The organism is Streptomyces sp. RGM 3693 (assembly GCF_050471125.1).
Lineage (GTDB): Bacteria > Actinomycetota > Actinomycetes > Streptomycetales > Streptomycetaceae > Streptomyces.
In genome coordinates this window covers 1,946,251-1,972,005 of sequence record NZ_JBMPPQ010000002.1, presented here as the reverse complement: position 1 = coordinate 1,972,005, position 25,755 = coordinate 1,946,251, and the positions used below count along the sequence as shown (strand labels likewise).

At 72.9% G+C, this 25,755-nt stretch carries 23 protein-coding genes; 17 read left to right on the top strand and 6 right to left on the bottom strand.

Annotated features, from left to right (window positions below; genetic code table 11):
* Positions 1-32 precede the first annotated feature (32 nt).
* The 7 genes from ACO0M4_RS26115 (at position 33) to ACO0M4_RS26085 (ending at position 8,129) form a co-directional block, all read left to right on the top strand.
* Entirely contained in the window at positions 33-704 is a 672-nt protein-coding gene (locus ACO0M4_RS26115) for a TetR family transcriptional regulator (protein ID WP_430373342.1), read from the top strand.
* A 199-nt stretch (positions 705-903) separates the two neighbouring features.
* Positions 904-2,118, top strand: coding sequence for an alpha/beta hydrolase (locus ACO0M4_RS26110; RefSeq protein ID WP_430373341.1), 1,215 nt, complete (start codon positions 904-906; stop codon positions 2,116-2,118).
* A 153-nt stretch (positions 2,119-2,271) separates the two neighbouring features.
* Entirely contained in the window at positions 2,272-3,150 is an 879-nt protein-coding gene (locus ACO0M4_RS26105; RefSeq protein ID WP_430373340.1) for a DUF4429 domain-containing protein, read from the top strand.
* A gap of 159 nt (positions 3,151-3,309) precedes the next feature.
* Complete coding sequence (locus tag ACO0M4_RS26100; protein ID WP_430373339.1) at positions 3,310-4,725, top strand: sensor histidine kinase; 1,416 nt, start codon at positions 3,310-3,312, stop codon at positions 4,723-4,725.
* Positions 4,722-5,402: a response regulator gene (locus ACO0M4_RS26095; RefSeq protein ID WP_430373338.1), complete on the top strand. Its 681-nt coding sequence runs from the start codon at positions 4,722-4,724 to the stop codon at positions 5,400-5,402. Before ACO0M4_RS26100 ends, ACO0M4_RS26095 begins: the two co-directional genes overlap by 4 nt.
* 213 nt (positions 5,403-5,615) lie before the next feature.
* Positions 5,616-6,782, top strand: coding sequence for an alpha/beta hydrolase (locus tag ACO0M4_RS26090; protein WP_430373337.1), 1,167 nt, complete (start codon positions 5,616-5,618; stop codon positions 6,780-6,782).
* An 81-nt stretch (positions 6,783-6,863) separates the two neighbouring features.
* Entirely contained in the window at positions 6,864-8,129 is a 1,266-nt protein-coding gene (locus ACO0M4_RS26085) for an acyltransferase family protein (RefSeq protein WP_430373336.1), read from the top strand.
* Positions 8,130-8,291: 162 nt separating this feature from the next.
* Here ACO0M4_RS26085 and ACO0M4_RS26080 read toward each other — a convergent pair whose 3' ends face one another.
* Positions 8,292-9,314: an aldo/keto reductase gene (locus ACO0M4_RS26080; RefSeq protein WP_430373335.1), complete on the bottom strand. Its 1,023-nt coding sequence runs from the start codon at positions 9,312-9,314 to the stop codon at positions 8,292-8,294.
* 8 nt (positions 9,315-9,322) lie between these two features.
* Entirely contained in the window at positions 9,323-9,838 is a 516-nt protein-coding gene (locus ACO0M4_RS26075) for a MerR family transcriptional regulator (RefSeq protein ID WP_430373334.1), read from the bottom strand.
* Positions 9,839-10,028: 190 nt separating this feature from the next.
* Here ACO0M4_RS26075 and ACO0M4_RS26070 point away from each other — a divergent pair, with 190 nt between their 5' ends.
* Positions 10,029-10,850, top strand: a complete 822-nt coding sequence (locus tag ACO0M4_RS26070) for a serine hydrolase domain-containing protein (RefSeq protein WP_430373333.1) — start codon at positions 10,029-10,031, stop codon at positions 10,848-10,850.
* 31 nt (positions 10,851-10,881) lie between these two features.
* Here the strand turns inward: ACO0M4_RS26070 and ACO0M4_RS26065 are convergent, their stop codons facing one another.
* Positions 10,882-11,553 (bottom strand): pirin family protein, encoded by a 672-nt coding sequence (locus ACO0M4_RS26065; RefSeq protein WP_430373332.1) that lies wholly within the window; start codon positions 11,551-11,553, stop codon positions 10,882-10,884.
* Between the two features lie 58 nt (positions 11,554-11,611).
* Here ACO0M4_RS26065 and ACO0M4_RS26060 point away from each other — a divergent pair, with 58 nt between their 5' ends.
* The 5 genes from ACO0M4_RS26060 (at position 11,612) to ACO0M4_RS26040 (ending at position 16,615) form a co-directional block, all read left to right on the top strand.
* Positions 11,612-12,796, top strand: a complete 1,185-nt coding sequence (locus ACO0M4_RS26060; RefSeq protein ID WP_430373331.1) for a PucR family transcriptional regulator — start codon at positions 11,612-11,614, stop codon at positions 12,794-12,796.
* 89 nt (positions 12,797-12,885) lie between these two features.
* On the top strand, positions 12,886-13,836 hold the full coding sequence (locus ACO0M4_RS26055; protein WP_430373330.1) for an ACP S-malonyltransferase: 951 nt from the start codon (positions 12,886-12,888) through the stop codon (positions 13,834-13,836).
* A 13-nt stretch (positions 13,837-13,849) separates the two neighbouring features.
* Positions 13,850-14,896: a ketoacyl-ACP synthase III gene (locus tag ACO0M4_RS26050; RefSeq protein ID WP_390027146.1), complete on the top strand. Its 1,047-nt coding sequence runs from the start codon at positions 13,850-13,852 to the stop codon at positions 14,894-14,896.
* Positions 14,897-15,003: 107 nt separating this feature from the next.
* On the top strand, positions 15,004-15,252 hold the full coding sequence (locus tag ACO0M4_RS26045) for an acyl carrier protein (protein ID WP_100601360.1): 249 nt from the start codon (positions 15,004-15,006) through the stop codon (positions 15,250-15,252).
* 76 nt (positions 15,253-15,328) lie between these two features.
* Positions 15,329-16,615: a beta-ketoacyl-[acyl-carrier-protein] synthase family protein gene (locus tag ACO0M4_RS26040; RefSeq protein WP_430373329.1), complete on the top strand. Its 1,287-nt coding sequence runs from the start codon at positions 15,329-15,331 to the stop codon at positions 16,613-16,615.
* Between the two features lie 91 nt (positions 16,616-16,706).
* Here the strand turns inward: ACO0M4_RS26040 and ACO0M4_RS26035 are convergent, their stop codons facing one another.
* Together ACO0M4_RS26035 and ACO0M4_RS26030 are read right to left on the bottom strand one after the other, a co-directional pair.
* The gene (locus ACO0M4_RS26035; RefSeq protein ID WP_430373328.1) at positions 16,707-17,597 is read right to left on the bottom strand and encodes an NAD(P)-dependent oxidoreductase; all 891 of its coding nucleotides are present in this window, start codon (positions 17,595-17,597) and stop codon (positions 16,707-16,709) included.
* Positions 17,598-17,705: 108 nt separating this feature from the next.
* Entirely contained in the window at positions 17,706-18,200 is a 495-nt protein-coding gene (locus tag ACO0M4_RS26030; protein ID WP_388985482.1) for a DUF3145 domain-containing protein, read from the bottom strand.
* Positions 18,201-18,524: 324 nt separating this feature from the next.
* Between ACO0M4_RS26030 and ACO0M4_RS26025 the strand changes: the two genes are divergently transcribed.
* Positions 18,525-19,463, top strand: a complete 939-nt coding sequence (locus ACO0M4_RS26025) for an SGNH/GDSL hydrolase family protein (RefSeq protein WP_430373327.1) — start codon at positions 18,525-18,527, stop codon at positions 19,461-19,463.
* Positions 19,464-19,678: 215 nt separating this feature from the next.
* On the top strand, positions 19,679-20,380 hold the full coding sequence (locus ACO0M4_RS26020) for a DUF4097 family beta strand repeat-containing protein (RefSeq protein ID WP_430373326.1): 702 nt from the start codon (positions 19,679-19,681) through the stop codon (positions 20,378-20,380).
* Here ACO0M4_RS26020 and ACO0M4_RS26015 read toward each other — a convergent pair.
* Positions 20,367-22,958: a beta-glucosidase gene (locus ACO0M4_RS26015; protein WP_430373325.1), complete on the bottom strand. Its 2,592-nt coding sequence runs from the start codon at positions 22,956-22,958 to the stop codon at positions 20,367-20,369. The genes ACO0M4_RS26020 and ACO0M4_RS26015 overlap by 14 nt on opposite strands.
* A 144-nt stretch (positions 22,959-23,102) precedes the next feature.
* Between ACO0M4_RS26015 and ACO0M4_RS26010 the strand changes: the two genes are divergently transcribed.
* The gene (locus ACO0M4_RS26010; protein ID WP_430373324.1) at positions 23,103-23,840 is read left to right on the top strand and encodes a TetR family transcriptional regulator; all 738 of its coding nucleotides are present in this window, start codon (positions 23,103-23,105) and stop codon (positions 23,838-23,840) included.
* A 378-nt stretch (positions 23,841-24,218) separates the two neighbouring features.
* On the top strand, positions 24,219-25,718 hold the full coding sequence (locus ACO0M4_RS26005) for a nitrilase-related carbon-nitrogen hydrolase (protein WP_430373323.1): 1,500 nt from the start codon (positions 24,219-24,221) through the stop codon (positions 25,716-25,718).
* The last annotated feature ends 37 nt before the right edge of the window (positions 25,719-25,755 follow it).

Below are 25,755 nucleotides of genomic sequence, written 5' to 3'. Positions count from 1 at the left end.
GCAGCGAGAACACCGCGGAAAGGCGGCGCAGGATGGCGGACCCGACGCCGCAGACAGTCCCCACCGGCGGACTGCGCGAGCGCAAGAAGCAACGCACACGGGATGCCCTGATCCGTGCGGCTCTGGAGCTCTTCACGGAGCAGGGCTATGAGGCGACGACGATCGACGAGATCGCCGAGGCGGTGGACGTCTCCCAACGCACCTTCTTCCGGTACTTCAGCAACAAGCAGGAAGTGACCTTCGCCGTCCAGGACATGGTCGAGGCCCGCTTCCTGCAGAAGCTGGCGGCCCGACCGGCGGACGAGCCGCCGCTGCTCGCCCTGCGCAGCGCGGTATTGACCGCCTGGGACGAGATCGGCAACGTCATCGCGTCGGTGATCCCGGTGGACCTGTACATGCGCACGTTCCAGATGATCGAGTCGACCCCGGCGCTGGTCGCCGCGCACCTGCGGCGCTACACCGAACTGGAGGAGCAGATCGCCCAGTTGATCGCCCGGCGGGAGGGGCTGGACGTGGACGCCGACCCCCGGCCGCGGGTGCTGGTCGCGGCGTTCAGCGGGGTGATGCGGGTGGCCGGGAAGGTGTGGGGCGAGGGGCACGACTGCAGCGTGGAGGGGATCCGCGAGGTGACGCGCTCCTATCTGGACCACATCGGGCCGGCGATCGAGACCGACTGGCGGGCGGACCGGGGCCCGTCGCATTGACCTGAGCACGCCTACGACCAGGCGTAACGAGCCTCGCCCGGTGCGTGACCGGTTCCTTTCCGAACGAGAGGGGGCGCGCACGCCTGAGCGTCGGACGCCGTTCCGATGTGTCGGATTTGACACAAATACCCTGCCTGAAACGTGAGATGCCTCACGGTGGTCGGCGCGCACCCTGCCGCGTCTCCTAGGGTGGCCCGCGGTGACTTCTTTCCCGGGCCTCGGCCCCTCCTCCGGTTTCCTCCAGTCCACCGTGTGGCGTGCCGCGCTCGCCCTACTGGTGGTGTTCGTGATGCTCGCCCTGACAGGTTGGACGGCCATCAGAAACACCAAGGAGGACGCCAACCCGCTGGCAACGGCGAGAGCCGCCTGGCGGCACGCCACCTTCCACGGACGGCCGCTGCCCGCCCCGGACGCCACCCCGGCCACCCTGCGCGCCTTCTTCGCCTCCCTCGGCCGGGCCGAGGGCCAGCAGCTCGCGGCCCGCTATCCGCTCGTCGTCGGCAACATGGGCGGCGCCCCCGTCGCCCTCCGCTACCGCGCCAACCGGATGGCGATCGACGCCGCCCGCAAGATCGAGAAACGGCGCATGGGCGACCACCGGCTCACCCCCGTCGGCCGCCAGGAGGCGAGCCGGCTGATGCACCGCATGGAATCGCTGATGAGCCCCGACCGCCAGATCCTGGCGTTCGACCCGGCGGGCGACGGCCGGGCCGCGGAGGTCTTCGGCGACCTCGCCACCGCCGACCGGGTCTCCGTCGTGGTGCCCGGCGTGGACACCAACCTGTCGACCTTCGAGCGCACCGCCAAGGCCACCGCCGCCCCCGTGGGCATGGCGGAGTCCCTCTACGCCGCCGAGCGGACGGCCAGCCCCGGCACCCGTACCGCGGTGATCGCCTGGGCCGACTACACCACGCCGTCCGGACTGGGGGTCGAGGCCGCCACCGGACAGCTCGCCGAGGCCGGCGCGGTCCGACTGCGCGCCCTGGTGGACGCGCTGCCGTCCACCGACTCCGTCTCGCTGTTCTGCCACAGCTACGGGTCCGTGGTGTGCGGACTCGCGGCCCGGAACCTTCCCGACGACGTCACCGACATCGCGGTGGCCGGCAGCCCCGGCATGCGCGCCGGGAGCCTGTCGGGCCTGGACACGCACGCCCGGGTCTGGGCGATGCGGGACGCCGACGACTGGATCCAGGACGTGCCGTACCTGGAGGTCGGCGGGCTCGGCCACGGCGCCGACCCGGTCGATCCGTCCTTCGGGGCCCGGATCCTGTCGGCCCAGGGCGCGGCCGGTCACGCCGGCTATTTCGCGCCCGGCACCCAGAGCCTGCACAACTTCGCGCTGGTCGGGGTGGGCGACCTCGGGTCGGTGGACTGCGCCGCCAGCGACCCCCACTGCAGCGTGGACCTGGCCTGACGGCCGTCCCGCACTGCCCGCGGGAACCGCGGCCACGTCGAGTGACGTGAACAGGGCAAGAGCGAGCACCCGGCGACCGGGTTCCCGTGACACGCGTAGCGCAGGTGTCCGGAAGGGGGACGGGCGGGCAACCACCCGCATACGATGAGCCACATGGGTGATGTGCTGGCCGGTTTTCACGCCGTCTGGGAGTTCGACTCGGACTCCGTACTCATCCGCTTCGAACGGGGGATCCGCAGGCCGAAGCTGTTCCAGGCACTCGGCGAGCGACGCATTCCGTACGAGGCGCTGAGATCCGTCGAGGTCTCCACGGGCAGGCGCGGCACGGTGGTGCTGCACGCCGTGCCGCGACCGGGCGCCGACCCCCTGATGGAGGCGGCGAGCGGACAGCTCAAGGAGGACGCCGACCCGTACCGGCTGGTGCTGCCGGCCGAGCGCGAGGCGCTGGCCTCCTACTACGCGGACGAACTGCGCACCGCTCTGGGCCCCGCCGCCCAGGAACCCGCCGACCGGCACCTGGTGACCGCGCCGGAACCCCCGCTGCACTTCAAGGCATACGACGGCAAGGCGTCCTTCGACGGCCGGTCGGTGGCCTTCCGCTGGTTCTGGACGGGCGCGTCGTCGGCGAAGTGGAAGAGCGGCGACCAGACCTTCGCGATCGGCGAGCTGACCGGTGTCGAGTGGCGCTCACCGGAGGTCTTCAACGGCTATCTGCGGCTGCTGGCGCGCGACGCCCCCGAGACGCGGTCGGGCGAGGCGGACCAGGATCCGGCGGCGGTGGTCTTCGGGCTCGGCTACGGCCCGGTACACGAGTCCCTGCCGTTCGCGGCCGCCGTCCTCCAGGCCGTGCGGGCCGCCGAGCCGGCACCGGACGGCCTGGAGCGGACACCGGTGCGGCGCGCCGGGAGCACCGGCCGGGACCCCGCCGACATCGCGGACCGGATCCGGCACCTCGGCGAGCTGCACGGGGCGGGGCTGCTGACGGACGACGAATTCAGCACGAAGAAGGCGGAGTTGCTGGCGGAGTTGTAGCGCCGGCCCGCCGGAGCCCCGGCCCGCCGGCCGCGACCGGCCTCGTGTCACCGCCGGCCCCCGCCCCACCGGCGCCCGCGTCATACCGTGGTACGGGGCGGAAGCCCGCACCACGGTATGACGCCGGGGCGCGTGCGGTCCGCTTACATTGATCCCGCGATGTCCAAACGATCTCTCACCCCCGAAGACGAGCCGGCCGGCGACGACGGGCGCCGGCCGACCCGCGCCACCGCGCTGCGCATCGCCCGCCGGGTGCTGCGGGCCACGCGGCCAGCGCTGCGGGTGCTCGCCACCGAGCTCGGCACCCCGACCCGTCCCGGCACCCCGCTCTTCGGCAGCGTCCGGAGCCGTTGGGTGCGCCGGCTGCCGTACGTGGTGGCGTTCGCCTTCGCGGTGTCGCTGCTGCCGTCGGGGGTCAACCTCCTCCACAACGAATACGGCATGGCCGGCGGCCTGGCCGGTGCGCTGGCCACCGCGCAGAGCGTGCCGCTGCTGCTCGCGGTGACCCGGCCGCTCCAGGCGTGGTGGGTGATGTTCGCGGCGGACGTCGTCTGCGCCGCGGTGCTGATCGGCGCCGACGGTGTCGTGGGCCGCCCCTGGCCGTGGCCGCCCACGGTGATCGTCGGCTATCTCGCGCTGATGGTGGCGCTGTCGGTGCGCGAGCGCCGGAGAACGCTGATCGCGGTCTGGTGCACCACCGGGGTGGCGGGGATCCTCGGCGAGGCGGTCGCGCCCCAGGGGAGCGAGAGCACCTGGGTGCTGATGTTCGTGCTCGCCGGTGTGGTGCTGCTGCTCGGTGGCGCTCTGCGGGAACGGGGCGACGCTCAGCGGAAGTTGCAGGAGCAGGAGACCATCAGCGAGGCGGAGCGGGCCCGGCGCACCCTGCTGGAGGAGCGCACCCGCATCGCCCGTGAGCTGCACGACGTCGTCGCCCACCACATGTCGGTGATCACGGTCCAGGCGGACAGTGCGCCGTACCGCATCAGCGGGATACCCCAGCAGGCCCAGGAGGAGTTCGGGGCGATCGCGGCGAGCGCCCGCGAGTCGCTGGCCGAGATGCGCCGGCTGCTCGGGGTACTGCGCAGCGAGGAGACCGAGCGGCACGGCGGCCCCGAGAAGGCCCCGCAGCCGGGGATCGGCCAGCTGCCGAAGCTGGTCGAGGCGACCGTACGGGCCGGTGTGCCGGTCGAGTTGGTGCTGCCCGAGGAGCCGGTGACGCTCGTACCTGCGGTGGATCTGTCGGGGTACCGCATCGTCCAGGAAGCGCTGGCCAATGTGGTGCGGCACGCTCCGGGCGCACCGACCCGGGTGTCGGTGACGACGACCAAGGACGGCTCGCGGCTGACGGTGCTGGTGGTCAACGAAGCGCCCGCCCCGCCGGTGTCCGCGCCGTTGGAGACCAGCGGCACCGGGCACGGTCTGGTGGGGATGCGGGAGCGGGTGCGCCTGGTCGATGGCACGCTGGACACCGGGCCGCTGCCCGACGGTGGCTTCCGGGTCGCCGCCCAACTCCCGCTCTCCACACCGCTCTCCCCGTCCGGCCCCCACTCAGCGAAGGACCCCGACGCCCCATGACGACCCGCGTGATCATCGTCGACGACCAGGCCATGGTGCGGGCGGGGTTCGCCGCGCTGCTCGCCGCGCAGAGCGACATCGACGTGGTGGGCGACGCGGCGGACGGCGTGCAGGGCGTGGAGCTGAGCCGCCGGATGCACCCCGATGTGGTGCTGATGGACGTCCGGATGCCGGAGATGGACGGGCTGGAGGCGGCCCGTCGGCTGCTCGATCCACCGGCCGGGGTCACCCACCGCCCGAAGGTGCTGATGCTGACCACCTTCGACGTCGACGACTACGTCTACGAGGCGCTGCGCGTGGGCGCGTCCGGCTTCCTGCTCAAGGACGCTCCCCCGGCCGACCTGATCTCCGCGGTCCGCGTGGTGGCGGCCGGGGAAGCACTGCTCGCGCCGTCGGTGACCCGCCGGCTGATCGCCGACTTCGCCCGCCAGCGGCCGGCGCCCCGCACCGACCGCACCGCTCTCCGGCTCAACGGCCTCACCCCGCGCGAGACGGAGGTCCTGGAGCTGATCGCCCGCGGCCTGTCCAACCAAGAGATCGCCGAGCGGCTGATCCTCGCCGAGCAGACCGTGAAGACCCACATCGGCCGGGTGCTGGCCAAGTTGGAGCTCCGTGACCGCGCCCAGGCCGTGATCTTCGCCTACGAGTCGGGACTGGTCTCGCCCGGCGAGCGCTGATACCGCCGTTTCGGGTTGTCCCCACCCGCCCTTAGGGGTAGCCCCCCCTTCCCCTAGAGGGCAGCCCCCGGCTTCTCCTCCCGGGGGACGACCGCCGGTCGGGACCCCCTACCCCGGTATCACCCGGGAGTTGGCTCCGCGGTGTGACGCCGCGCCACCCACCGGTTTCCTACCTTTCCCTCCGCCACACCGCTGGAAGAGGGAGAGACCACCATGACCGTGCTGCGGAGCGCCGCCCGGCGCAGCAAGCGGACGCTCGCCGCCGCCGTCCTCGCGCTGACCGTCGTCGCGGGGACCGGTGGCTGGGCAGCCGGTTCCACGCAGACCGCCGTCACCGGCCCGGCCCCCGGCGCCGCCGCCTGGCGCGCCGACCACACGCTCGGGGTCCCCCTGCCCGATCCGGCGAGCGCCTCCCCCGCCGAGGTCGCCCGGTTCTTCGCCGGGCTGACCGACGCCCAGCAACGGGCGCTCGCCGCCCGGCACCCACTCACCGTCGGCAACCTCGACGGGGCGCCGGTCGCCCTGCGGTACGAGGCCAACGCCCGCGCCCTGCGCACGGAACGGGACCGGGAGTCGGCCCGCGCCACCGACCCGGCCGGCACCCTCCAGGACCACCAACAGGCCAAGCAGGCGGCCGAGCGCTACACCGCGCTGCTCGCGCCCGGCCGCCGGATCCTCGCCTTCGACCCGCGCGACCGCGGCCAAGTGGCCGAAGTCCACGGCGACTTGGCGACCGCCCGGCGCGTCGCGGTGATCGTGCCGGGCTCCGACATCGACCTGACCACGTTCGACCGGACCACCGACCCGTACGGCACACCGACCGGGATGGCCACGTCGCTGCGCCGGCAGATGGCCGCCGAGGCACCCGATGTGCGGACCGCGGTGATCGCCTGGGTCGGGTACACCACCCCGGTCGGCCTCGGCCCGGACGCCGCGACCGGCCGGCTCGCCGAGGCCGGCGCGCCCCGGCTGACCCGCTTCCTGTCCGGTCTGGCCGCCACCGGCGCCCCCGCCCCGACCGTGCTGTGCCACAGCTACGGATCGGTGGTCTGCGGGCTGGCCGTCCCGCACACCGCCCGTGGCCAGCTCGCCGACCTGGTGGTCTTCGGCTCCCCCGGGATGCGCCAGGACAACGCGGCGGAGCTGCACACCGCGGCCCGGGTCTGGGCCGCGCGGGACGCCTCCGACTGGATCGGCGACGTCCCGCACGTCGAACTGCTGGGCCTGGGACACGGTGCGGACCCCACCGATCCGGCGTTCGGCGCCCGTCGGGTCCCCGCCGAGCGGGCCGAGGGCCACACCGGCTACCTCGCTCCGGGCACCGACTCCCTCCGCAACTTCGCCGCGATCGCGCTGGGGCGCTACGGCGACGTGCGCTAGGCCGCGCCGGCCGGATCCGGCCGGATCCGGCCACCGGGTCCGTAGGGCCCCTGCTGTCACCCCGCCCTGGAAGGACGCCAGATGACCACCGAGCCGAACGTCGGGACGCCTCCGGGGAACCCCGTCGCCCTCCTGCGCTCCCGGGCCCGCACTGCCGTCCGTGCCCTCGACGCCCGCACCCCGGCCCACCGCGACCGGGCCATCGACGGCCTCCGGGCGCTCGCCCTGCTCGCCGTCCCCGCCGGGCACTGGCTGCTGGACGGCTTCGCCCGGGACGCCGACGGCACACTGCACAACGCCAGCCCGCTGACCGCGCTCGGCTTCCTCGCCCCGGCGAGCTGGCTGCTCCAGATGCTCGGCATCTTCTTCCTGGTCGGCGGCCATGCCTCGGTGCTGTCCCTGCGGCGGACCACCGCACGGGGCGGCTCCACCACCCGGTGGTTGGGCGGCCGGCTCGCCCGCCTGGGCCGCCCGGTGCTGGGCGTAACCGCCGTCTGGGCCGCGCTGATCCCGCTGCTGCACGCCCTGGGAGTGTCCACCGCGACGTTGCGCACGGGGGCGACACTGGTCATCCAGCCGCTGTGGTTCGTCGGCATCTACGTCGTGGTCACCGCGCTCACGCCGTACTGCGCCGCGGCCGCGCGAAAGCTGGGCGTCTGGAGTGCGGTGCCGCTGCTGGTGTCGGTCGCCGCCGTGGACTTCCTGCGCTACGGGCCGTTCGCCGCGGCCGTGCCGTCCTGGCTGGACCTGCTCAACCTGCTGCCCGGTTGGCTGTTCGCCTACCAACTCGGCGTCTGTTGGGGCGAGCGGCGGCTGGGCCGGCGCACCGCCTGGGGCCTCCTGTGCGGCGGCGTCGCGCTGTTCGCCGCACTGCTGCTGTTCTTCCACTACCCGGCGAGCATGGTGGGCGTCCCCGGTCAGGACCGGACCAACTCCCACCCCCCGTCGCTGCTGGTCCTGGCGCTGGCCGCGGCCCAGTCCGGGGCGGCGGTGCTGCTCCGGGACAAGCTGGCCCGACTACTGCGGCGGCCCGCCCTGTGGGCGCCGGTGGTCGTGATCAACCTGTCGGCGATGACGATCCTGTGCTGGCACCAGACGGCGATGTTCGCGGCGGCCGTTCCGGCGTCGTTCGCGGGCGCCGTACCGGGCCTGACCACCGTGCCGGACGCGCTCGGTTGGATCGCGGCACGGCTGGCGTGGATGCCGGTCTTCGCCGTCCTGCTCGTCCTCATCAGCGCGGTGACCCGCCGCTTCGAGGCACCGTGGACAGGGGCCGGCCGGGCCCGGCGGACGGTCGCAGCGGTGCTGGCGGCGGCCTTCGCGGCGTTCGCGCTGGGGTACGCGTAGGGGTGGGCGTAGGGATAGGCGTAGGGATAGGCGTAGGGATAGGCCCGGTGGTGCAGGGGCCGAGCCGGCCTTGCACCACCGGGCCGGGCCCGGCCGCCCGGGGCGCCGTGGCGAGCCGACCGCGGCCCGTCGCGGCGCCCCGTGGCGCTCCGCCGGCCGGGGCTACTCCCGCCCGGCCGAGGTGAACCGCATGTCGGCGTAGCGGTCGCCCGCCACCCTGGCCGCGATCGGCTCCAGCAGGGCCAGCTCCTCCTTGGCCAGCTCGATCCGGGTCGCGCCGGCGTTCTCCTCGACCCGGCTGCGCTTGCGGGTGCCGGGGATCGGGACGACCGCCAGTCCGCGGGTGACGGCCTGCTGCTGCACCCAGGCCAGCGCGATCTGGCCGAGGGTGGCGCCGTGCGCGTCGGCGACCGTGCGGACCGGCTCCAGCAGGGCGGCGTTGGCGGCCGCGTTGTCGCCGGTGAAGCGGGGCTGCTGGCGGCGGAAGTCGTCGGCGGCCAGCTCCTTGTCGGCGTGGACGAAGGAACCGGTGAGGAAGCCGCGGCCGAGCGGCGAATAGGGGACGAGGGCCACGCCGAGGTCGGCGGCGGCCGCCACCACGCCCTCCTCGATGTCGCGGCTGAAGAGCGACCACTCGGACTGGACCGCGGCGATCGGGTGCACGGCCTGCGCGGCGCGCAGTTCGGAGGCGGTCACCTCGCTCAGGCCCAGGTGCTTCACCTTGCCCTCGGCGATCAGCTCGGCCATCGCGCCGACCGTCTCCTCGATGGGGACGGTCACGTCGCGGCGGTGCATGTAGTAGAGGTCGATCTGCTCGACGCCGAGGCGCTCCAGGCTGCCCTCGACGGCCTGGCGGATGTACGGCCGGTCATTGCGGATGGTGCGCTTGTAGGGGTCCTTCGGGTCGCTGCCCAGCGCGAACTTGGTGGCCAGGACGACCTCGTCGCGGTGTGCCTGGACGAAGGGGGCGATGAACTTCTCGTTCTCGCCGTCACCGTAGACGTCGGCGGTGTCGTAGAGCGTGATGCCCAGCTCCAGCGCGCGCTCCAGAGTGGCCCGCGCCTCGCCGGCGTCCTCGGTGGGGCCGTAGGCCCAGCTCATTCCCATGCAGCCGAGGCCCTGCACACCGACCTGCGGGCCGTCGGTGCCCAGCTGGACGGTGCCGATCTTCGTGTCGTTCGCCATGAGAACCCTCAGACCTTCCCGGACGCCCGCCGGGCGTCGGCGTAGATACCGATCTTGTAGTCGAGGACGTCCGCCGTGCTCTCCAGTTCGGCGATCCGCTGCCGCACGTCCTCGCGGTGCTTGGTGAGCAGCTGTTCGCGCTCGGCGAAGGTGCTCTCGCCCTCCCGCACCAGCTCCGCGTACCGGACCATGTCGGCGACCGGCATACCGGTCAGCCGAAGCTTGGAGACCAGGTCCAGCCAGTCCAGGTCGCGGTTGGTGAAGCGGCGCTGCCCGGTGTGCGTCCGGTCCACGTGCGGCATCAGGCCGATCCGCTCGTACCAGCGCAGGGTGTGGGCGCTCAGACCGGTGTGCTGGGCCACCTCGCTGATGGTGTACCGGTCGCGGCCGGCCGGCCGCGGATAGCTGCTGCGGGCGGTCCCGCAGCCCCGGACCGTCGCCGGCGGCTGCCTGGGGCACACCGTCTGAGGCAGACCGGCCACGACTCCGCTGCTGGTCACCGGTTCGCTCTGGGTCACCGTCATGCCGCGTCTTCCCCCTACTCGTTCCCGGTGCGCGCGCCGCCCCGGATGTCGTCGCGCCGCCGGAGGTTCCGCCGGGCGCCTTACGACCTCTCCAACGCTAAAGAGTTGGAGTGCACTCCAAGCAAGCACCGGCCGTGAGCAGTCTTGACCGGAATTTGAAGGCATGGGGGCACCCCGTAGGCTCGGGACCATGCAGAGCCTGGGGATGATCGAGAACTGGCCGGTGCCCACCGCCGCGGCCGCCGTCGTACGGGCCGACGGCTCGGTGGCCGGATCGCACGGTCCGCTGGAGCACCGCTTCCCGCTGGCGTCCGTCACCAAGCCGCTGGCCGCCTACGCCGTGCTGCTCGCCGTCGAGGAGGGCGCCGTCGAGCTGGACGAGCCGGCCGGCCCGGAGGGTTCCACGGTCCGTCATCTGCTCGCCCACACCTCGGGGCTGGCGTTCGACGAGGCACGTCAGGTCGCCGCCCCGGGCACCCGCCGGATCTACTCCAACGCCGGCTTCGAGGCGCTCGGCGACCACCTCGCCAAGGCCACCGACATCCCGTTCCCGCAGTACCTGCACGAGGCGGTGCTGGCCCCGCTGGGCATGACCTCGACCGAGCTGGCCGGCTCCCCGGCCAAGGACGGCGTCTCCACCGTCGCGGACCTGGTCCGCTTCGCGGCCGAGCTCCAGGCGCCGCGCCTGCTGGCGCCGGAAACCCTCGCGGCGGCGACGCGGGTGGTCTTCCCGGGACTGACCGGGGTGCTGCCGGGCTACGGCCACCAGAAGCCCAACGACTGGGGTCTGGGCTTCGAAATCCGCGACGGGAAGGCCCCGCACTGGACGGGCGCCGGCTCCTCGCCGCGCACCTTCGGGCACTTCGGGCAGTCCGGGACGTTCCTGTGGGTGGATCCGGCGGCCGGCGCGGCCTGTGTCGCGCTGACCGACCGGGACTTCGGCCCGTGGGCCGTCGAGGCGTGGCCGGCCCTGACCGACGCCGTCCTGGCCGAGCTGGCCGGCAACGGCTGAGGCCGTACTCCCCCGGAGCCGGCCCGCGGTCTCACCCGTACACCGGCTCCGGCCCCATCTCCCACACCAGGCACTGGGCCCCCGCCGGCGCCACCAGCTCCAGCCCCTCCGCATCGCTGATCCGCGCCGCGTCCCCGGCCACCAGGTGCTCGGCCCCGAGCCGCACCGCGCCCCGTACGACATGGACGTAGACCCGCGCGGCACCGGGGACGGCGGTACGCCCGTCCGCCCCTAGGCGGTACACCCGCAGCGTGGCGCCGGCTCGCGGCAGCGGGTAGGGCGTGCCGTCGGCGATCTCCCGCACCACCTCGTACTCCGGCTCACCACCGGGAGCCAGGGGCGTCAGCCACATCTGGACGAAGCGCAGGGGCGTCGGGCCGTCGTTGCGCTCGACGTGCCGGACCCCGCCCGCGGAGCTGAGCCGCTGGAGGTCGCCGGGGCGTACGGTCGTGGCATGACCCGTCGAATCGCGGTGGGTCAGCTCGCCCTCGACGACCCAGGTGACGATCTCGGTGTCCCGGTGCGGGTGCTCGTCGAACCCGGCGCCGGCCGCCAGGCGCTCCTCGTTGCAGGCGACCAGCGCGCCGAAGCGCAGGTTGTCCGGGTCGTAGTGGGGGCCGAAGGAGAACGCGTGCCACGACTCGATGCCGGCGTCCTCGTCGCCGCCCCGATAGCGTTCCGCACCTCTGCGCACCTCAATCATCGGGCCACCGTAGCCCCACCGCTCCACCCCCTCATCCCGATAGGGCAGGCTTGGTCCCGTGTCTGAACCCGCATCGCGCGACGCGCACCCGCACTCCGCGACCCTCCGGCGGCTGGAGAACTCCTCCGGCAAACTGGCGGCCGCTGCGATCTCCCGCATGGACGCCACGCTGCCGTGGTACCGCGCGATGCCCCCGGAGAACCGTTCCTGGATCGGCCTGGTGGCACAGGCCGGTATCGCCGCGTTCACCGAGTGGTTCCGCCATCCCGAGACGCCGCAGGCGATCAGCACCGACGTCTTCGGGACGGCGCCGCGCGAACTGACCCGGGCGATCACCCTGCGGCAGACCGTCGAAATGGTCCGCACCACGATCGAGGTCATGGAGAGCGCGATCGACGAGGTCGCGGCACCGGGCGACGAGTCCGTACTGCGCGAGGCGCTGCTGGTCTACGCCCGAGAGATCGCCTTCGCCACCGCCCAGGTCTACGCGCAGGCCGCCGAGGCGCGCGGAGCGTGGGACGCCCGCCTGGAGTCCCTGGTGGTCAATGCGGTGCTCTCCGGGGAGGCGGACGAGGGCGCGGTCTCCCGGGCCGCGGCCCTCGGCTGGAACTCACCGGAGCACGTGTGCGTGGTGCTGGGCACCGCCCCGGACGGCGACAGCGAGCTGACCGTCGAGGCGATCCGGCGGGCCGCCCGGCACGCCAAGCTCCAGGTGCTGACCGGCGTGCTGGGCAGCCGGCTGGTGGTGATCACGGGCGGTTCGGACAATCCGCTCAAGGCCGCCAAGGCGCTGATCGGGCCGTTCGCCGCCGGTCCCGTGGTGGCCGGCCCGGTGGTCGCCGACCTGCTCGCCGCGACCCGCTCCGCGCAGGCCGCGGCCGCCGGACTGCGGGCCTGCGCGGCCTGGCCGGACGCCCCCCGACCGGTGCTCGCGGACGATCTGCTGCCGGAGCGCGCGATGGCCTCGGACCCGGTCGCGCGGGAGCAGTTGGTGGAGGAGATCTACAGACCGCTGGAGGAGGCCGGGTCGGCGCTCCTGGAAACGCTGAGCGTCTATCTGGAACAGGCGAGCAGCCTGGAGGGCGCCGCCCGGATGCTGTTCGTCCACCCCAACACCGTGCGCTATCGGCTGCGACGTGTGACAGACGTCACCGGCTGGTCACCGTCCGATGTGCGCTCCGCATTTACGCTGCGTATCGCGCTGATCCTGGGGCGTCTCGCTGACGGTGAGGCGCAGCCCTAGACTTTTGTCGAACACCAACAATTCCCCCGATGGTTCTTCGTCCCTGTCCCCACGGGCGGGCGGGACCTCCCGCAAGAGAGAGTGTGAGGGTGCTCGTACTCGTCGCTCCCGGCCAAGGCGCTCAGACGCCCGGCTTCTTGATCCCCTGGCTCGACCTCCCCGGAGTCGAGGACCGGCTCCGTGAATGGTCCGCGGCCATCGACTTGGACCTCGTCCACTACGGCACCAAGGCCACCGAAGACGAGATCCGCGACACCGCGGTGGCCCAGCCGCTGCTGGTGGCGGCCTCCCTGATCTCCGCGCGGCAGCTCTTCCCGAGCTCCGACGACCTCGCCGCACAGGTCGGTGCGACGGCCGGCCACAGCGTCGGTGAGCTCGCCGCCGCGGCCCTGGCCGGCACCCTGTCGGAGGCCGAGGCGATGACCCTGGTGCGCCGCCGCGGGCTGGCGATGGCCGAGGCCGCCGCGGTCACCGAGACCGGTATGGCCGCGCTGCTGGGTGGCGACGAGGACGTCGTCCTGCCCCATCTGGAGAAGCTGGGTCTGACCCCGGCGAACGTGAACGGCGCCGGGCAGATCGTCGCCGCCGGCACCGCCGAGCAGATCGCCGCGCTGGTGGAGGACAAGCCGGAGGGCACCCGTCGGGTCGTGCCGCTGAAGGTGGCCGGCGCGTTCCATACTCGCCACATGGCACCCGCCGTCTCGGCCCTGGAGGCCGCGGTCACCGAGTTGTCGCCGGCCGACCCGGGCATCCGGTACGTCTCCAACAGGGATGGCCAGGTGGTCACTTCCGGCCAGGACGTGGTGCAGCGGCTGGTCGGCCAGGTGGCCAACCCGGTCCGCTGGGACCGGTGCATGGCGACCTTCAAGGAGCTCGGTGCCACCGCGCTCATCGAGGCCGCTCCCGGCGGCACCCTCACCGGCCTGGCCAAGCGCGCTCTGCCTGGTGTGAAGACGCTCGCCCTGAAGACGCCCGACGACCTCGACGCGGCCCGTGAGCTGATCGCCACCGCAGCAGACGCCGCAGCATCGGCCGAATAGGAGTCCGTAGCGCATGACCTCGAAGATCAAGCCTTCCAAGGGCGCCCCGTACGCGCGGATCATGGGTGTCGGCGGCTACCGCCCGACCCGTGTCGTGCCCAACGAGGAGATCCTCAAGCACATCGACTCGTCCGACGAGTGGATCCGTTCGCGGTCGGGCATCTCCACGCGCCACTGGGCGGGGCCCGACGAGACCGTCGCGACCATGGCGGTCGAGGCGTCCGGCAAGGCCATCGCGGACGCCGGCATCACGCCCGAGCAGATCGGCGCGGTGGTCGTCTCCACCGTCTCGCACTTCAAGCAGACCCCGGCCATCGCGACCGAGATCGCGCACCTCGTCGGCGCGGGCAAGCCGGCCGCTTTCGACATCTCCGCGGGCTGCGCCGGCTTCGGCTACGGGCTGACCCTGGCCAAGGGGATGGTCACCGAGGGCTCCGCGGAGTACGTCCTGGTGATCGGCGTCGAGCGGCTCTCGGACCTGACGGACCTTGAGGACCGCGCGACGGCCTTCCTGTTCGGCGACGGCGCCGGCGCGGTCATCGTGGGCCCGGCCAAGGAGCCGGCGATCGGCCCGACCGTGTGGGGCTCGGAGGGTGACAAGTCCGACACGATCAAGCAGACCCTCTCCTGGGACGTGTACCGCACCACCCCGACGCCCGGCGGCGACGGCCCGGAGGAGCGTCCCGCGTTCGAGGCGATCCGTTACCCCGCCATCACCCAGGAGGGCCAGGCGGTCTTCCGGTGGGCGGTGTTCGAGATGGCGAAGGTCGCCCAGCAGGCGCTGGACGAGGCCGGAGTCAGCCCGGACGACCTGGACGTCTTCATTCCGCACCAGGCCAACATGCGGATCATCGACTCGATGGTGAAGACTCTGAAGCTGCCGGAGAGCGTCACGGTCGCCCGTGACGTGGAGACCACCGGCAACACCTCGGCCGCCTCGATTCCGCTCGCCATGGAGCGGCTGCTGGCGACCGGACAGGCCAAGAGCGGGGACACCGCGCTGGTCATCGGCTTCGGGGCGGGTCTCGTGTACGCCGCGACGGTCGTTACTCTCCCCTAGGCAAGATCTGCGCAGCCCGGCACCGAGCACGAGGTGCCGGCCGCTGCGGGACCTTCACCGCTTCACCGTAAAACAAGCAGTTTCCCGCTATTCGAAGGAGCGCCATCATGGCCGCCACTCAGGAAGAGATCGTCAAGGGTCTCGCCGAGATCGTCAACGAGATCGCCGGCATCCCCACCGAGGACGTCAAGGTGGACAAGTCCTTCACCGATGACCTGGACGTCGACTCGCTGTCCATGGTCGAGGTCGTCGTCGCCGCCGAAGAGCGCTTCGACGTGAAGATCCCGGACGACGACGTCAAGAACCTCAAGACCGTCGGCGACGCGACCGACTACATCCTCAAGCACCAGTCCTGATCTGGCGCAGCGCATGTCGCCACCCCGCGGTGGCGCCGTCGATTCAGACACCTCTACCCGTGGAGTAAGAATTCCCGTGAACGCGACCAATCGCACCGTGGTCGTCACCGGTATCGGCGCAACCACACCGCTGGGTGGCGACAGCGCTTCGACCTGGGAGGGTCTCCTCGCCGGCCGGTCCGGCGTCAGCCCCCTGGAGCAGGAATGGGCAGCCGAGCTTCCGGTCCGCATCGCCGCGCAGGCGGCGGTGGACCCGACCGAGACGCTGCCCCGGGCCCAGGCCCGCAAGCTCGACCGTTCGGCGCAGTTCGCGCTGATCGCGGCCCGTGAGGCGTGGGCGGACGCCGGCTTCGCGGCCAAGGCCGGCGAGCCGGACGCAGCCGCCGGGCCGGCCGGCTCGGTCAACCCCGACCGGCTGGGCACCGTCATCGCCTCCGGTATCGGCGGCGTGACCACGCTCCTGGGCCAGTACGACATCCTTCGGGAGAAGGGCGTCCGTCGGGTCTCCCCGCACACCGTGCCGATGCTGATGCCCAACGGGCCGTCGGCCAACGTCGGTCTGGACGTCAACGCCCGCGCCGGTGTGCACACCCCGGTGAGCGCCTGCGCCTCCGGCTCGGAAGCCATCGGCTACGCCATCGAGATGATTCGTACGGGCCGTGCCGACATCGTCGTCGCGGGCGGTACGGAGGCGGCCATCCACCCGCTGCCGATCGCCGCGTTCGGCAACATGATGGCGATGTCGAAGAACAACGACGACCCGCAGGGTGCCTCCCGCCCCTTCGACTCCGACCGCAACGGTTTCGTCCTCGGTGAGGGCGCCGGCGTGATCGTCCTGGAGTCGGCCGAGCACGCCGCCAAGCGCGGCGCCCGGGTCTACGCGGAGGCGGTCGGCCAGGGCATCTCCGCCGACAGCCACGACATCGTGCAGCCGGAACCGTCCGGCAACGGCATCGCCCACGCGCTGCAGAACCTCCTCGACAACAGCGACCTCGCCGCGTCCGAGATCGTGCACGTCAACGCGCACGCCACCTCGACCCCGCAGGGCGACCTGGCGGAGCTGAAGGCGCTGCACAAGGTCTTCGGCGACGACGTGCACCACATGGCGGTCTCCGCCACCAAGTCGATGACCGGCCACCTCCTGGGCGGCGCGGGCGGCGTGGAGACGGTCGCCACCATCCTGGCGCTGTACCACCGCACGGCCCCGCCGACCATCAACCTGGAGAACCTCGACCCCGAGGTGGACGCGGACATCGTCCGCGGCGCGCCCCGGGCGCTGCCCGCCGAGGGCCGTATCGCGGCGCTGAACGACTCGTTCGGCTTCGGCGGCCACAACGTGGTCCTCGCCTTCCGCACGGCCTGAGGCACCGCCAGGTAGCAGTCGGCACACGCAGTACGAGGGCCCGCCCGGTCAGGACGACCGGGCGGGCCCTCGTACGTTCACCGGCGGCCGGTCAGCCGTCGAAGCTGGCGAAGTACGCGGCGACGCCGTCCTCGCCGCCGTGCCCCTGTTCCTCGGCCCGGCGGAAACGCTCAGCGGCCGCGGCCGCCAGGTCCAGCCGGATGCCGGACGCCTCGGCGGCCTCGGCGATCAACCGGGCGTCCTTGCGCGCCGCGGAGACCGTGAAGCTCGGCGCAAGCTCGCCGGACAGCAGCAGGTCGGCCTTCATCCGTAGGTAGGTCATGTCGAGCGAGCCGCCGGCGATCGCGTCCAGGAAGTCCCGCGGGTCGACGTCCAGCCCCTTGGCGAGCGCCAGGGTTTCACCGGTACCGCCGACGATGGTGAGCACCCAGCTGTTGACGACCAGTTTGAGCCGGCTGGCGGCGCCGCTCGCGGCGTCGTCGCCGACCCACTGGGTGCGGCCGCCGACGATGTCGAAGACCTGCCCGGCGCGGTCGCGCAGTTCGGGGGAGCCGGCGGCGAGGACGATCAACTGCCCCTTCTCTGCGGGTGCCTTGGTGCCCAGTACGGGGGCGTCCACGAACCGCAGGTCCTGTTCGGCGGCGAAGCGGACGAGCGGTTCGAGTGCCGCGGGCCCGACGGTGCTCATCTGGAGCCAGAGGGTGCCGGGTGCCAACTGCGGGGTGGCCTGGCGTACGGCGTCGAGGGCGGCGGGACCGTCGAGCAGCATGGTCAGGACCACGTCGGCGCCGGCCACCGCCTCGCCGGGGGTGTCGGTGACATGGACCCCGTCGGCGGCCAGCGGCTCGGCCTTGGCGCGGGTGCGGTTCCAGGCGCGGACGTCCAGCCCGGCGCGGGCGAGGTTGCGGGTCATCGCCGCGCCCATGATCCCGGTGCCGAGGACGGCGACCGAGAGGGTGTCAGAAGTCTTGTTGTCGGCCATGGCGGCACGCTAGGACGTGGAGTGGACTCTAGGTCAACCGTGCGCCGTGTGTCGCGGGACGAACCCGCACAAGGCTCCGTGCGGGCGCGTACGGGCGCGTACGGGGCGTCAGACGACCTGGTGGAGCCAGCGGACGGGGGCACCCTCGCCGGCGTACCGGAAGGGCTCCAGCTCGTCGTCCCAGGGCTTGCCGAGCAGCTTGGCGACCTCGGCGGCGAGTTCGGTCTCGCCGCGGGCGGAGCGGGCGACGGCGGCGCGCAGCCGGTCCTCCGGGATGAGGATGTCGCCGTGGATGCCGGTGACGGCGTGGAAGATGCCGAGGTCGGGGGTGGAGCTGTAGCGCTCGCCCTCCGCGCTGGAGCAGGGCTCGGCGGTCACCTCGAAGCGGAGCAGGTGCCAGCCGCGCAGCGCGGAGGCGAGCTTGGAGGCGGTGCCGGCCTCGCCCTGCCAGGAGAACTCGGCTCTCCAGGTGCCGGGCGACGCCGGCTGGCGGATCCAGTCGAGGTTGACGCGCACCCCGAGGACGCCCGCCACCGCCCATTCGACGTGCGGGCACAGCGCTCGTGGAGCGGAGTGGACGTACAGGACTCCACGTGTCGTCACCGGGACCTCCCGTGCGGATCGAGGTTCGCCTTCCCCAGCGGCCTCGTGCCCGTTCCGGTCGCGGCCGGGACAGCTGCCGACATTCTGCCCCAGTGATCACTTCGGCACCAGCTGCGAGGTGACCTACAGTAAACACCACTAGGCGGAATTTGCCGCAAAAGGGACAGGAAATGACGTGTTGTAATTTATCTGTGCCGACTGCACGTGCCACTTCGGGTCACCGCCCGGCAGGCACGGGGCCAAACTACCGTGCGGTGCCGGACCGGAAGTGACGTACCGTCGGTACCCGAAGAGATATCACTCGCACGCCGGAGGGGACAGGGGATGACGACGATCGATCGCTCCGCCCGCCCTCGGCGCCACCGCTTGGCCGCCCGCGCCGCCCTCGCCTCGGCGACCGCTTCCGCACTGCTGGCCACGCTCACGGCCTGCGGCGACGGCTCCGCCCCGCACGGCCGCACAGCGGTCAAACCCACCCGGAAACCAGCGCCCGCCTGGCGGACGGACCCCACCTCCATCGCGGCGCTCGGCGACTCCATCACCGTCGGCTTCGACGCCTGCACGGTGCTCTCCGACTGCCCGGAGGTCTCCTGGTCCACCGGCACCAACCCCAAGGTCAACAGCCTGGCCCGGCGGCTACTGAAGAAGGACCCGGCCGCGCACAGCTGGAACTACGCCCGGACCGGCGCCCTGATGAGCGACCTGCCGCAGCAGATCACCACGGCGGCGGCCCGTAAGCCCCAGTTGGTCACCGTCCTGATCGGCGCCAACGACGCCTGCCGCAGCGACGCCCGGACGATGACCTCCCCCGCCGCCTTCCGCGCCGGTTTCGAACGGTCCATGAAGACCCTGCGGCGCGCCCTGCCGCGCACCCAGGTGTACGTCGCGGCCGTGCCGGACCTGCTGCGACTGTGGTCCGAGGGGCGCAAGAACCCGCTCGGCAAGCAGGTGTGGAAGCTGGGCATCTGCGGGTCGATGCTGCGGGACCCGGACGACCTGACGGAGCCGGCGCAGGACCGGCGGACACTGGTCCGGGAGCGGGTGATGGCGTACAACGAGGCGCTGGCGGAGGTCTGTGCGCGGGACGCGCTGTGCCGCTTCGACCGGTCGGTCTTCGACTACCGCTTCACCGGGCAGCAGTTGAGCACCTGGGACTGGTTCCATCCGGGCCTGCACGGCCAGCAGCAGTTGGCGGAACTCGCGTTCCGGACGATCACCCGCAAGGAAAACCCCCTGAAGGGTGAGGCGGCTTCCGCGAGGTGAGGCAGCTTCCGCCGGGTGAGGCGGCCCGCCCCCGGACGACGTCAGGGGAACCCCTAAGGGCACGGCGGTGCGGGTCATACCGTGTGGGGACAGCGAAGGTCATACCGTGCGGCGACGTCCGCGGGGTGCGGGGCGCGGGACGATGAGGATCGAGCGGAACCGGCCCGGTCCGCCCGCTCGTACCGCACCTTCATCACTGCCTCGGGGGAATCACCATGGCTCGTCTCCGCGCCGCCCATCTCGTCCTGCCCTGTGCGGCCCTGACCCTGCTGACGACCGGCTGCTCCCTTGCGGTGAGCGGCCCCCGCACCACCGCCCAGCGGACGTACGGGGTCGACGGCACGGTCAGCTCGCTGTCGGTGACGACCCACGCCGGGGACATCGAGATCGTGCCGGTGGACGCCAGCGGAGCGATCAAGGTGACCGAGAAGGCCAAGTACGACGACGCCAAGCCGCAGACCACGCACACCGTCAAGGACGGCCGGCTCACGCTGACCGCCGAGGACTGCTCGTCCGGCCACCACTGCGAGGTGGGGTACCGCGTACTCCTGCCGCGCAGCGCCTCGGTCGATCTGCACACCAACGGCGGGAACATCACCGTCCGCGGCGCCTCCGGTGGTATCACCGCGGACACCAGCGGCGGCAACGTCACCGTCGAGGACACCAAGGCCCGCACGGTGAAGGCGAAGACCAGCGGCGGGGACGTGGAGATGACGCTGGGCACGGTGCCCGACGACGTGTCGGGCCGGACCAGCGGCGGCAACGTCACCCTCCGCGTACCGAAGGGCAGCTACGCCGTCGACGCGGGGACGAGCGGCGGGAGCCGCACGGTGTCCGTCCCGACGGACACCGGCTCGGCGCACAAAATATCCGCCCGGTCCAACGGCGGCGACGTCTCGGTGCTCAGCCAGCAGTGATCTGGGCGGTCAGCCGGATGTCTGCGCTGCTGTGCGCCGCCTCGACGGTGCAGGTGCCCGGGATCCGGCGCCAAGTGCCGTCCGGTTCCGACCAGACCTCGAAGGCCCGCCCTGGCAGTGGGATCTCGGTCTCCGCGCTCTCGCCGGGTCCCGCCTCGACGGTGGCGAAGCCGGCCAGCCAGCGGGTCGGGCGCTCCGGCGTGCCGGGGGCGGCGCCGGCCGGCGCGAGGTAGATCTGGACGACCTCGCGTCCGGGGCGGTCCCCGGTGTTGCGCAGGCGGACCCGGACGGAGTCGGGGGTGGTGTCCAGGGTCTCGTACTCCCAGTGGGTGTAGCCGAGGCCGTGGCCGAAGGGGTACGCGGGGGCGGTGGTGGCGCGCTGCCAGGCGCGGTAGCCGATGAACACCCCTTCCTCGTAGGGGAGCGTGCCGTCGGTGGGGGTCACGGTGGAGACCGGGGCGTCGGCGAGGTGGGCCGGCCAGGTGGTGGGGAGCCGGCCGCCCGGTTCCTCGGCGCCGAGCAGGACGTCCGCCAGCGCGGCCCCGGCTTCCTGGCCGGGGAACCAGCTCAGCAGCACCGCGGGGACCTGGTCGCGCCACGGCAGCTCCACCGGGGAGCCGGAGTTGACCACCACGACGGTGCGGGGGTTGGCGGCGGCGACCCGGGCGACCAGCTCGTCCTGCCGGCCCGGCAGCCGGAGGTCGGTGCGGTCGAACCCTTCCGACTCGACCTCCTCGGTGGTCGCCACGACGACGATCGCGGCATCCGCCCCGGTCGCCGCCCGGACCGCCTCCTCGATCTCGGCGTCGCCGTCGAGCTGCGGTTCGCCGTGGCCGAGGACGAAGTTCAGGGCGTCCATGCCTTCCCCCAGACCGAGGCTGTGCGGCACGAAGCGCAAGGTGAGCGAAACCTCCTGATGGCCAGTCAGCTCCATGGCGATCCGGTGCTCGACAGGCTGCATGAACGCCTCGAAGGGGTCGGAGCCCTCCTTCCCGGCACCGTCGCCGTCGAAGGCGACCTCGCCGCCCAGGGTCAGCCGAAGCCGCCCCGCGCCGGCCACCGCCAGGGTGTGGGTACCAGTGGCCCGCGGGGTGAAGCTGCCGGTGAGTTCGACCGCGTGCAGGTCCCGCCGGGTGACGCCGTCGGGGAAGCTGCCGAGCACCTGGACCTTGCCGTCGAACTGCGGTGTCTCGGCGAGCAGTCGGCCCTCGGCGGTGAGGTAGCGGGCGCGCAGGGTGAAACCCTCGCGGGCGTGCGGGATGCGGGCGCGCGGGTCGGCACCGGTCGCGAACACCACCTCGACGCCCTCGGGCAGCGCGGCCCGCAGGCCCGCGAGCGGAGAGACGATCCGTGCGGGGAAGACGGTCGCGGAACCACCGCCGAGCACCCGGGCATCGCGGGCGGCCGCACCGATGACGGCGACCCGGCGCAGCGCCGCGGCGTCGAGCGGCAGGAGCGGGCGAACGCCGTCCTCCGGCGCCTTCCCCGCAGTCTCGTTGCGCAGCAGGACGACGGCGCGGCGGGCCAGCTCGCGGGCGACGGCCCGACCGTCGATGCCCTGCGGGACGTCGGACGGGGCCACCGCGGGCGGCACCCCGTCCAGACAGCCGGTCCGGGCGGCGAGCAGCAACACCCGGCGGACCGCGGCGTCCACCTCCGACTCGGCGATCTCGCCCGCGCGGACGGCCGCCGCGAGCGGGGCGCCGAAGACCGTGCGGGGCCCCGGCATCGCCACGTCCAGGCCGCCGCGCAGGGCACGGACGGTGTTCCGGGCCGCCGTCCAGTCGGAGACGTTGCAGCCATCGAAGCCCCAAGCGCCGCGCAGGACTTCGGTGACGAGGTGGTGGTGTTCGGTCATCGTCGAGCCGTTGACCTGGTTGTAGGCGGTCATGATGGCCCAGGGTCGGGCGTGGGTGACGATGTGCTCGAAGGGCGCGAGATACAGCTCGTGCAGCGGGCGTGGGGCGATGCGGTTGTCGACCGTGAAGCGGTCGGTCTCGGCGTCGTTGCCGACGAAGTGCTTGACCGTGGTGCCGACGCCGCCTTCCTGTACGCCCCGCACATAGCCCGCGCCGATCGCGCCGGTCAGCAGCGGGTCCTCCGAGTAGCACTCGAAGTGGCGGCCGCCCAGCGGCGAGCGGTGCAGGTTGACGGTCGGCGCCAGCAGGACGTGCACGCCCTTGCGGCGGGCTTCCTGGGCGAGCAGATGGCCGGCTCGGCGGGCCAGTTCGGGGTCCCAGGTGGCGGCCAGCGCGGTGGGGCTGGGCAGCGCCACCGAGGGGTCCTCCGCGCTCCACTGCCGGCCCCGGACACCGATCGGCCCGTCCGACATCACCAGCGAGCGCAGTCCGATCGCGGGCACCGCCGGCAGGCTCCACATGTCCTGCCCCGAGAGCAGTCGGGCCTTGCTGTCCAGATCGAGCGCGCCGAGCGCCCGCTCCACCACGCCGGAATACTCCACCACACCGGAATAGTCGTGGGATCCGGCGCCCACGCCGGGGCCATGGCCGGTGTCCGCGCCGGGGGCGGTGCGGGGGCCGCCGGGCTCGGCGTGGCGGGCGTGCGACTGATCGGTCATGTGCGGCGCTCCCTTGCGTGGACGTGCGGGCCCCCTGGCCGAATTCTTACCCTCATACCGGACGGCAGGTAGGTATCGTGATGCTTCCGTTATTCGCGAGTCGCGGGCGCCTAGGGAGCGGATCGGGAGGGTTACGCTCGGCCGGTGAGTGCACGAGAGCAGGGCGCGCGCGGCGGTTCCCGGCGGGCCGGCGGCGGGCGGGAGGTGCAGCGCGCGGAGCGGCGGGCGGCGATCCTGGAAGCCGCCATGGAGCTGATCGCCGAGCGCGGCTACCGCCGGACCTCGCTCGCCGCCGTCGCCGAACGGGCCGGGCTGACGCAGCAGGGACTGCTGCACCACTTCCCGTCGAAGGAACTGCTGCTGGTCGGCGTGCTGGAGGCACGCGACCGTTGGGACGCCGCCGCCGCGGCCTCCGGATCCTGGCGCACCGACACCCTCGCCCAACTCGTCGAGTACAACGCCACCCGCCCCGGCATCGTCCAGGCGTACACCGTGCTCTCCGCCGACAGCGTCACCGAGGACCATCCGGCGCGTGCCTTCTTCGAGGCTCGTTTCCGCGCCGTGCGCGAGGCGCTGGCCGGGGCGCTCCGGGCCGAGTTCGGCGACACCCTGCCCGGCGGCCTGACCCCGGAGCGGGCGGCGCCGCTCCTGGTCGCGGTGATGGACGGACTCCAACTGCAGTGGCTGCTGGACCCGGAACGGGTTGACCTGCCGGCGTCGTTCCGGGACTTCCTGGGCCTGCTCGGAGGCGGGGAAACGGGTCGGACGGGCCCGGGGCCGGGGGCGGAAGAGGGCTCGGGGGCGGGGCGTGCCGCGGGCGCGGGGCGCGGGGGAAGCGCCGGCGATGACGCAGGGGCGGGCGAGGGCGCGGGCGAGCCGTAGGCGCGGGGGCGAGCAGTGGGCACGGGGCGGGCCGTGGGCGGGATGGGCGTCAGCCTCGTGGGGCCAGGGGGTATCGGGACCGGAGGCAGCTTGGGGGCGGTGGGGCGGGTTGGGGCGGGAACGGGCGGTAGCCGAGCCGGAGTTCGGCGGGTGGGGGGGCGGCTCCGGCTAGCCGTTGTCTGGACTTCGGTGGGTGAGGCGTGGCTCTGGCGAGCCGTTGTCCGGGCTTCGGCGGGTGGGGGGCGCGGGGCGGTAGCGACGGGCGGTAGTCGCCGGGCGGCAGGCTGGGGCGTGGTGGCCGGAGCGTCGGGGCGTTGTGCAGACGGGAGTTATCCACAGGCCGCCGCGGGCGGGATGCGGGGCGGGCATCATGGAGGAATGATCATCGCAGCCGCACAATTCCCCTCCGTACCAGGCAACATCACCGCCAACGCCACGCGGATGGCCGGGCTCATCGCCGAGGCCGCCGAGCGCGGCGCCGGGCTGGTGGTCTTCTCCGAGCTGGCCCTGACCCACTACGACCTCCGACTGATAGCCGCCGATCCGGTGGGGCTGGCGGTGCTGCCCGACGACCCCCGGCTGGCGCCCGTGCGGGAGGCGTGTCGTGCGGCCGGCGTCGCCGCGGTGGTCAACGGCCCCGGTCGCGGCGCCGGGGACGGCGCGAAGCCCACCCTCGCCAGCTTCGTCTTCGGGCCGGACGGCACGCTGCTCACCCGCTACGACAAACGGCACCTGTACGAGACGGAGAACGCGGTGTTCGCGCCGGGCAGCGCGCACGGACGGTTCACACTGGGCGGAATCCGCTTCGCGCTCGCCACCTGCTTCGACAACTCCTTCCCCGAGGTGCCGGAGCGGGCCGCGGCGGACGGCTGTCGGGTGTATCTGTCCAGCGCCTTCCACGGCGAAGCGGAACGGGTGGCGCGGTACGCCGAGTTGGCGCGTGAGCACGGGCTGCACGTGCTGCTCGCCAACGGCATCGGGAGCAACGAGCCGGGCGGCGTCGGGCTCAGCGGCTGTTGGCTGCCGTCCGGTGAGCAGGTGGCGGCGGCGTCCGCCGGGCCGGGCGGTGACGGCGCGGAGATGGTGCTGAGCGACGTCCGGGACGCGATCACGCTGATGGCCGACCCGGCGGTAGCCGCGGTGCCGGTCCGGGAGTGCGGTGAGCCACTGGTGGACGTGCGTGCCGCGGCGCCCGGGTTGCTGGGGGACGGACTCAAGGCCGGGGTGGACGGTGGGGCTGAGGGCGGTGCGTTCGCCCACCTGCGGGAGGGGGTGCTGCGGCGGCTGCTGGCCGCACAGGAAGCGCTGCCGGACGGGCTGCGGCTCCAGTTCGTGGAGGGATACCGCCCGCCGGCCCTCCAGCGCCACTACTTCACGCGGTACGGGGACGAGCTCCGCGCGGCCCACCCCGACTGGGACGATGCGCAGATCCACCGGGCCGCCAGCCGCTACGTGTCCCCGCCGGAGATCGCCCCGCACAGCGCGGGCGGTGCCGTGGACCTCACTCTGGTCACGGCGGACGGCGGTGATGTCGACATGGGGACTTTGATCGACGCGTCCCCTGAGGAAAGCGGCGGCGCCTGCTACACCTCCGCGCCGGAGCTGACACCCACGGCCCGCGCCAACCGCCGGATCCTGTCCGCCGCACTGCGCGGGGCGGGCCTGGTCAACTACCCGACCGAGTGGTGGCACTGGTCCTACGGCGACCGCTACTGGGCGCTGGCGACCGGCGCGGAACACGCGCTCTACGGGCCCAGGGAGCTCGGCGGAGAGCCGGTGGGCGATCACACGGCCGGCTCGGTCGGCTCGGTCGGCGCGGTCGGCGCGGTTCGTGTGGGTGAGGCGGCCGGCCCGGACGGCGCGGGAGTCGAGCGGTGAGGTACGGACGGGGCCGAGGGGGCGGGGCGGCGGCACG

Coding starts and splice junctions, on each gene's coding strand:
- ACO0M4_RS26115 (WP_430373342.1), top strand. CDS start 33: ATGGCGGACCCGACGCCGCAGACAGTCCCCACCGGCGGACTGCGCGAG.
- ACO0M4_RS26105 (WP_430373340.1), top strand. CDS start 2,272: ATGGGTGATGTGCTGGCCGGTTTTCACGCCGTCTGGGAGTTCGACTCG.
- ACO0M4_RS26100 (WP_430373339.1), top strand. CDS start 3,310: ATGTCCAAACGATCTCTCACCCCCGAAGACGAGCCGGCCGGCGACGAC.
- ACO0M4_RS26095 (WP_430373338.1), top strand. CDS start 4,722: ATGACGACCCGCGTGATCATCGTCGACGACCAGGCCATGGTGCGGGCG.
- ACO0M4_RS26090 (WP_430373337.1), top strand. CDS start 5,616: ATGACCGTGCTGCGGAGCGCCGCCCGGCGCAGCAAGCGGACGCTCGCC.
- ACO0M4_RS26085 (WP_430373336.1), top strand. CDS start 6,864: ATGACCACCGAGCCGAACGTCGGGACGCCTCCGGGGAACCCCGTCGCC.
- ACO0M4_RS26080 (WP_430373335.1), bottom strand. CDS start 9,314: ATGGCGAACGACACGAAGATCGGCACCGTCCAGCTGGGCACCGACGGC.
- ACO0M4_RS26075 (WP_430373334.1), bottom strand. CDS start 9,838: ATGACGGTGACCCAGAGCGAACCGGTGACCAGCAGCGGAGTCGTGGCC.
- ACO0M4_RS26070 (WP_430373333.1), top strand. CDS start 10,029: ATGCAGAGCCTGGGGATGATCGAGAACTGGCCGGTGCCCACCGCCGCG.
- ACO0M4_RS26065 (WP_430373332.1), bottom strand. CDS start 11,553: ATGATTGAGGTGCGCAGAGGTGCGGAACGCTATCGGGGCGGCGACGAG.
- ACO0M4_RS26050 (WP_390027146.1), top strand. CDS start 13,850: ATGACCTCGAAGATCAAGCCTTCCAAGGGCGCCCCGTACGCGCGGATC.
- ACO0M4_RS26045 (WP_100601360.1), top strand. CDS start 15,004: ATGGCCGCCACTCAGGAAGAGATCGTCAAGGGTCTCGCCGAGATCGTC.
- ACO0M4_RS26035 (WP_430373328.1), bottom strand. CDS start 17,597: ATGGCCGACAACAAGACTTCTGACACCCTCTCGGTCGCCGTCCTCGGC.
- ACO0M4_RS26025 (WP_430373327.1), top strand. CDS start 18,525: ATGACGACGATCGATCGCTCCGCCCGCCCTCGGCGCCACCGCTTGGCC.
- ACO0M4_RS26020 (WP_430373326.1), top strand. CDS start 19,679: ATGGCTCGTCTCCGCGCCGCCCATCTCGTCCTGCCCTGTGCGGCCCTG.
- ACO0M4_RS26015 (WP_430373325.1), bottom strand. CDS start 22,958: ATGACCGATCAGTCGCACGCCCGCCACGCCGAGCCCGGCGGCCCCCGC.
- ACO0M4_RS26005 (WP_430373323.1), top strand. CDS start 24,219: ATGATCATCGCAGCCGCACAATTCCCCTCCGTACCAGGCAACATCACC.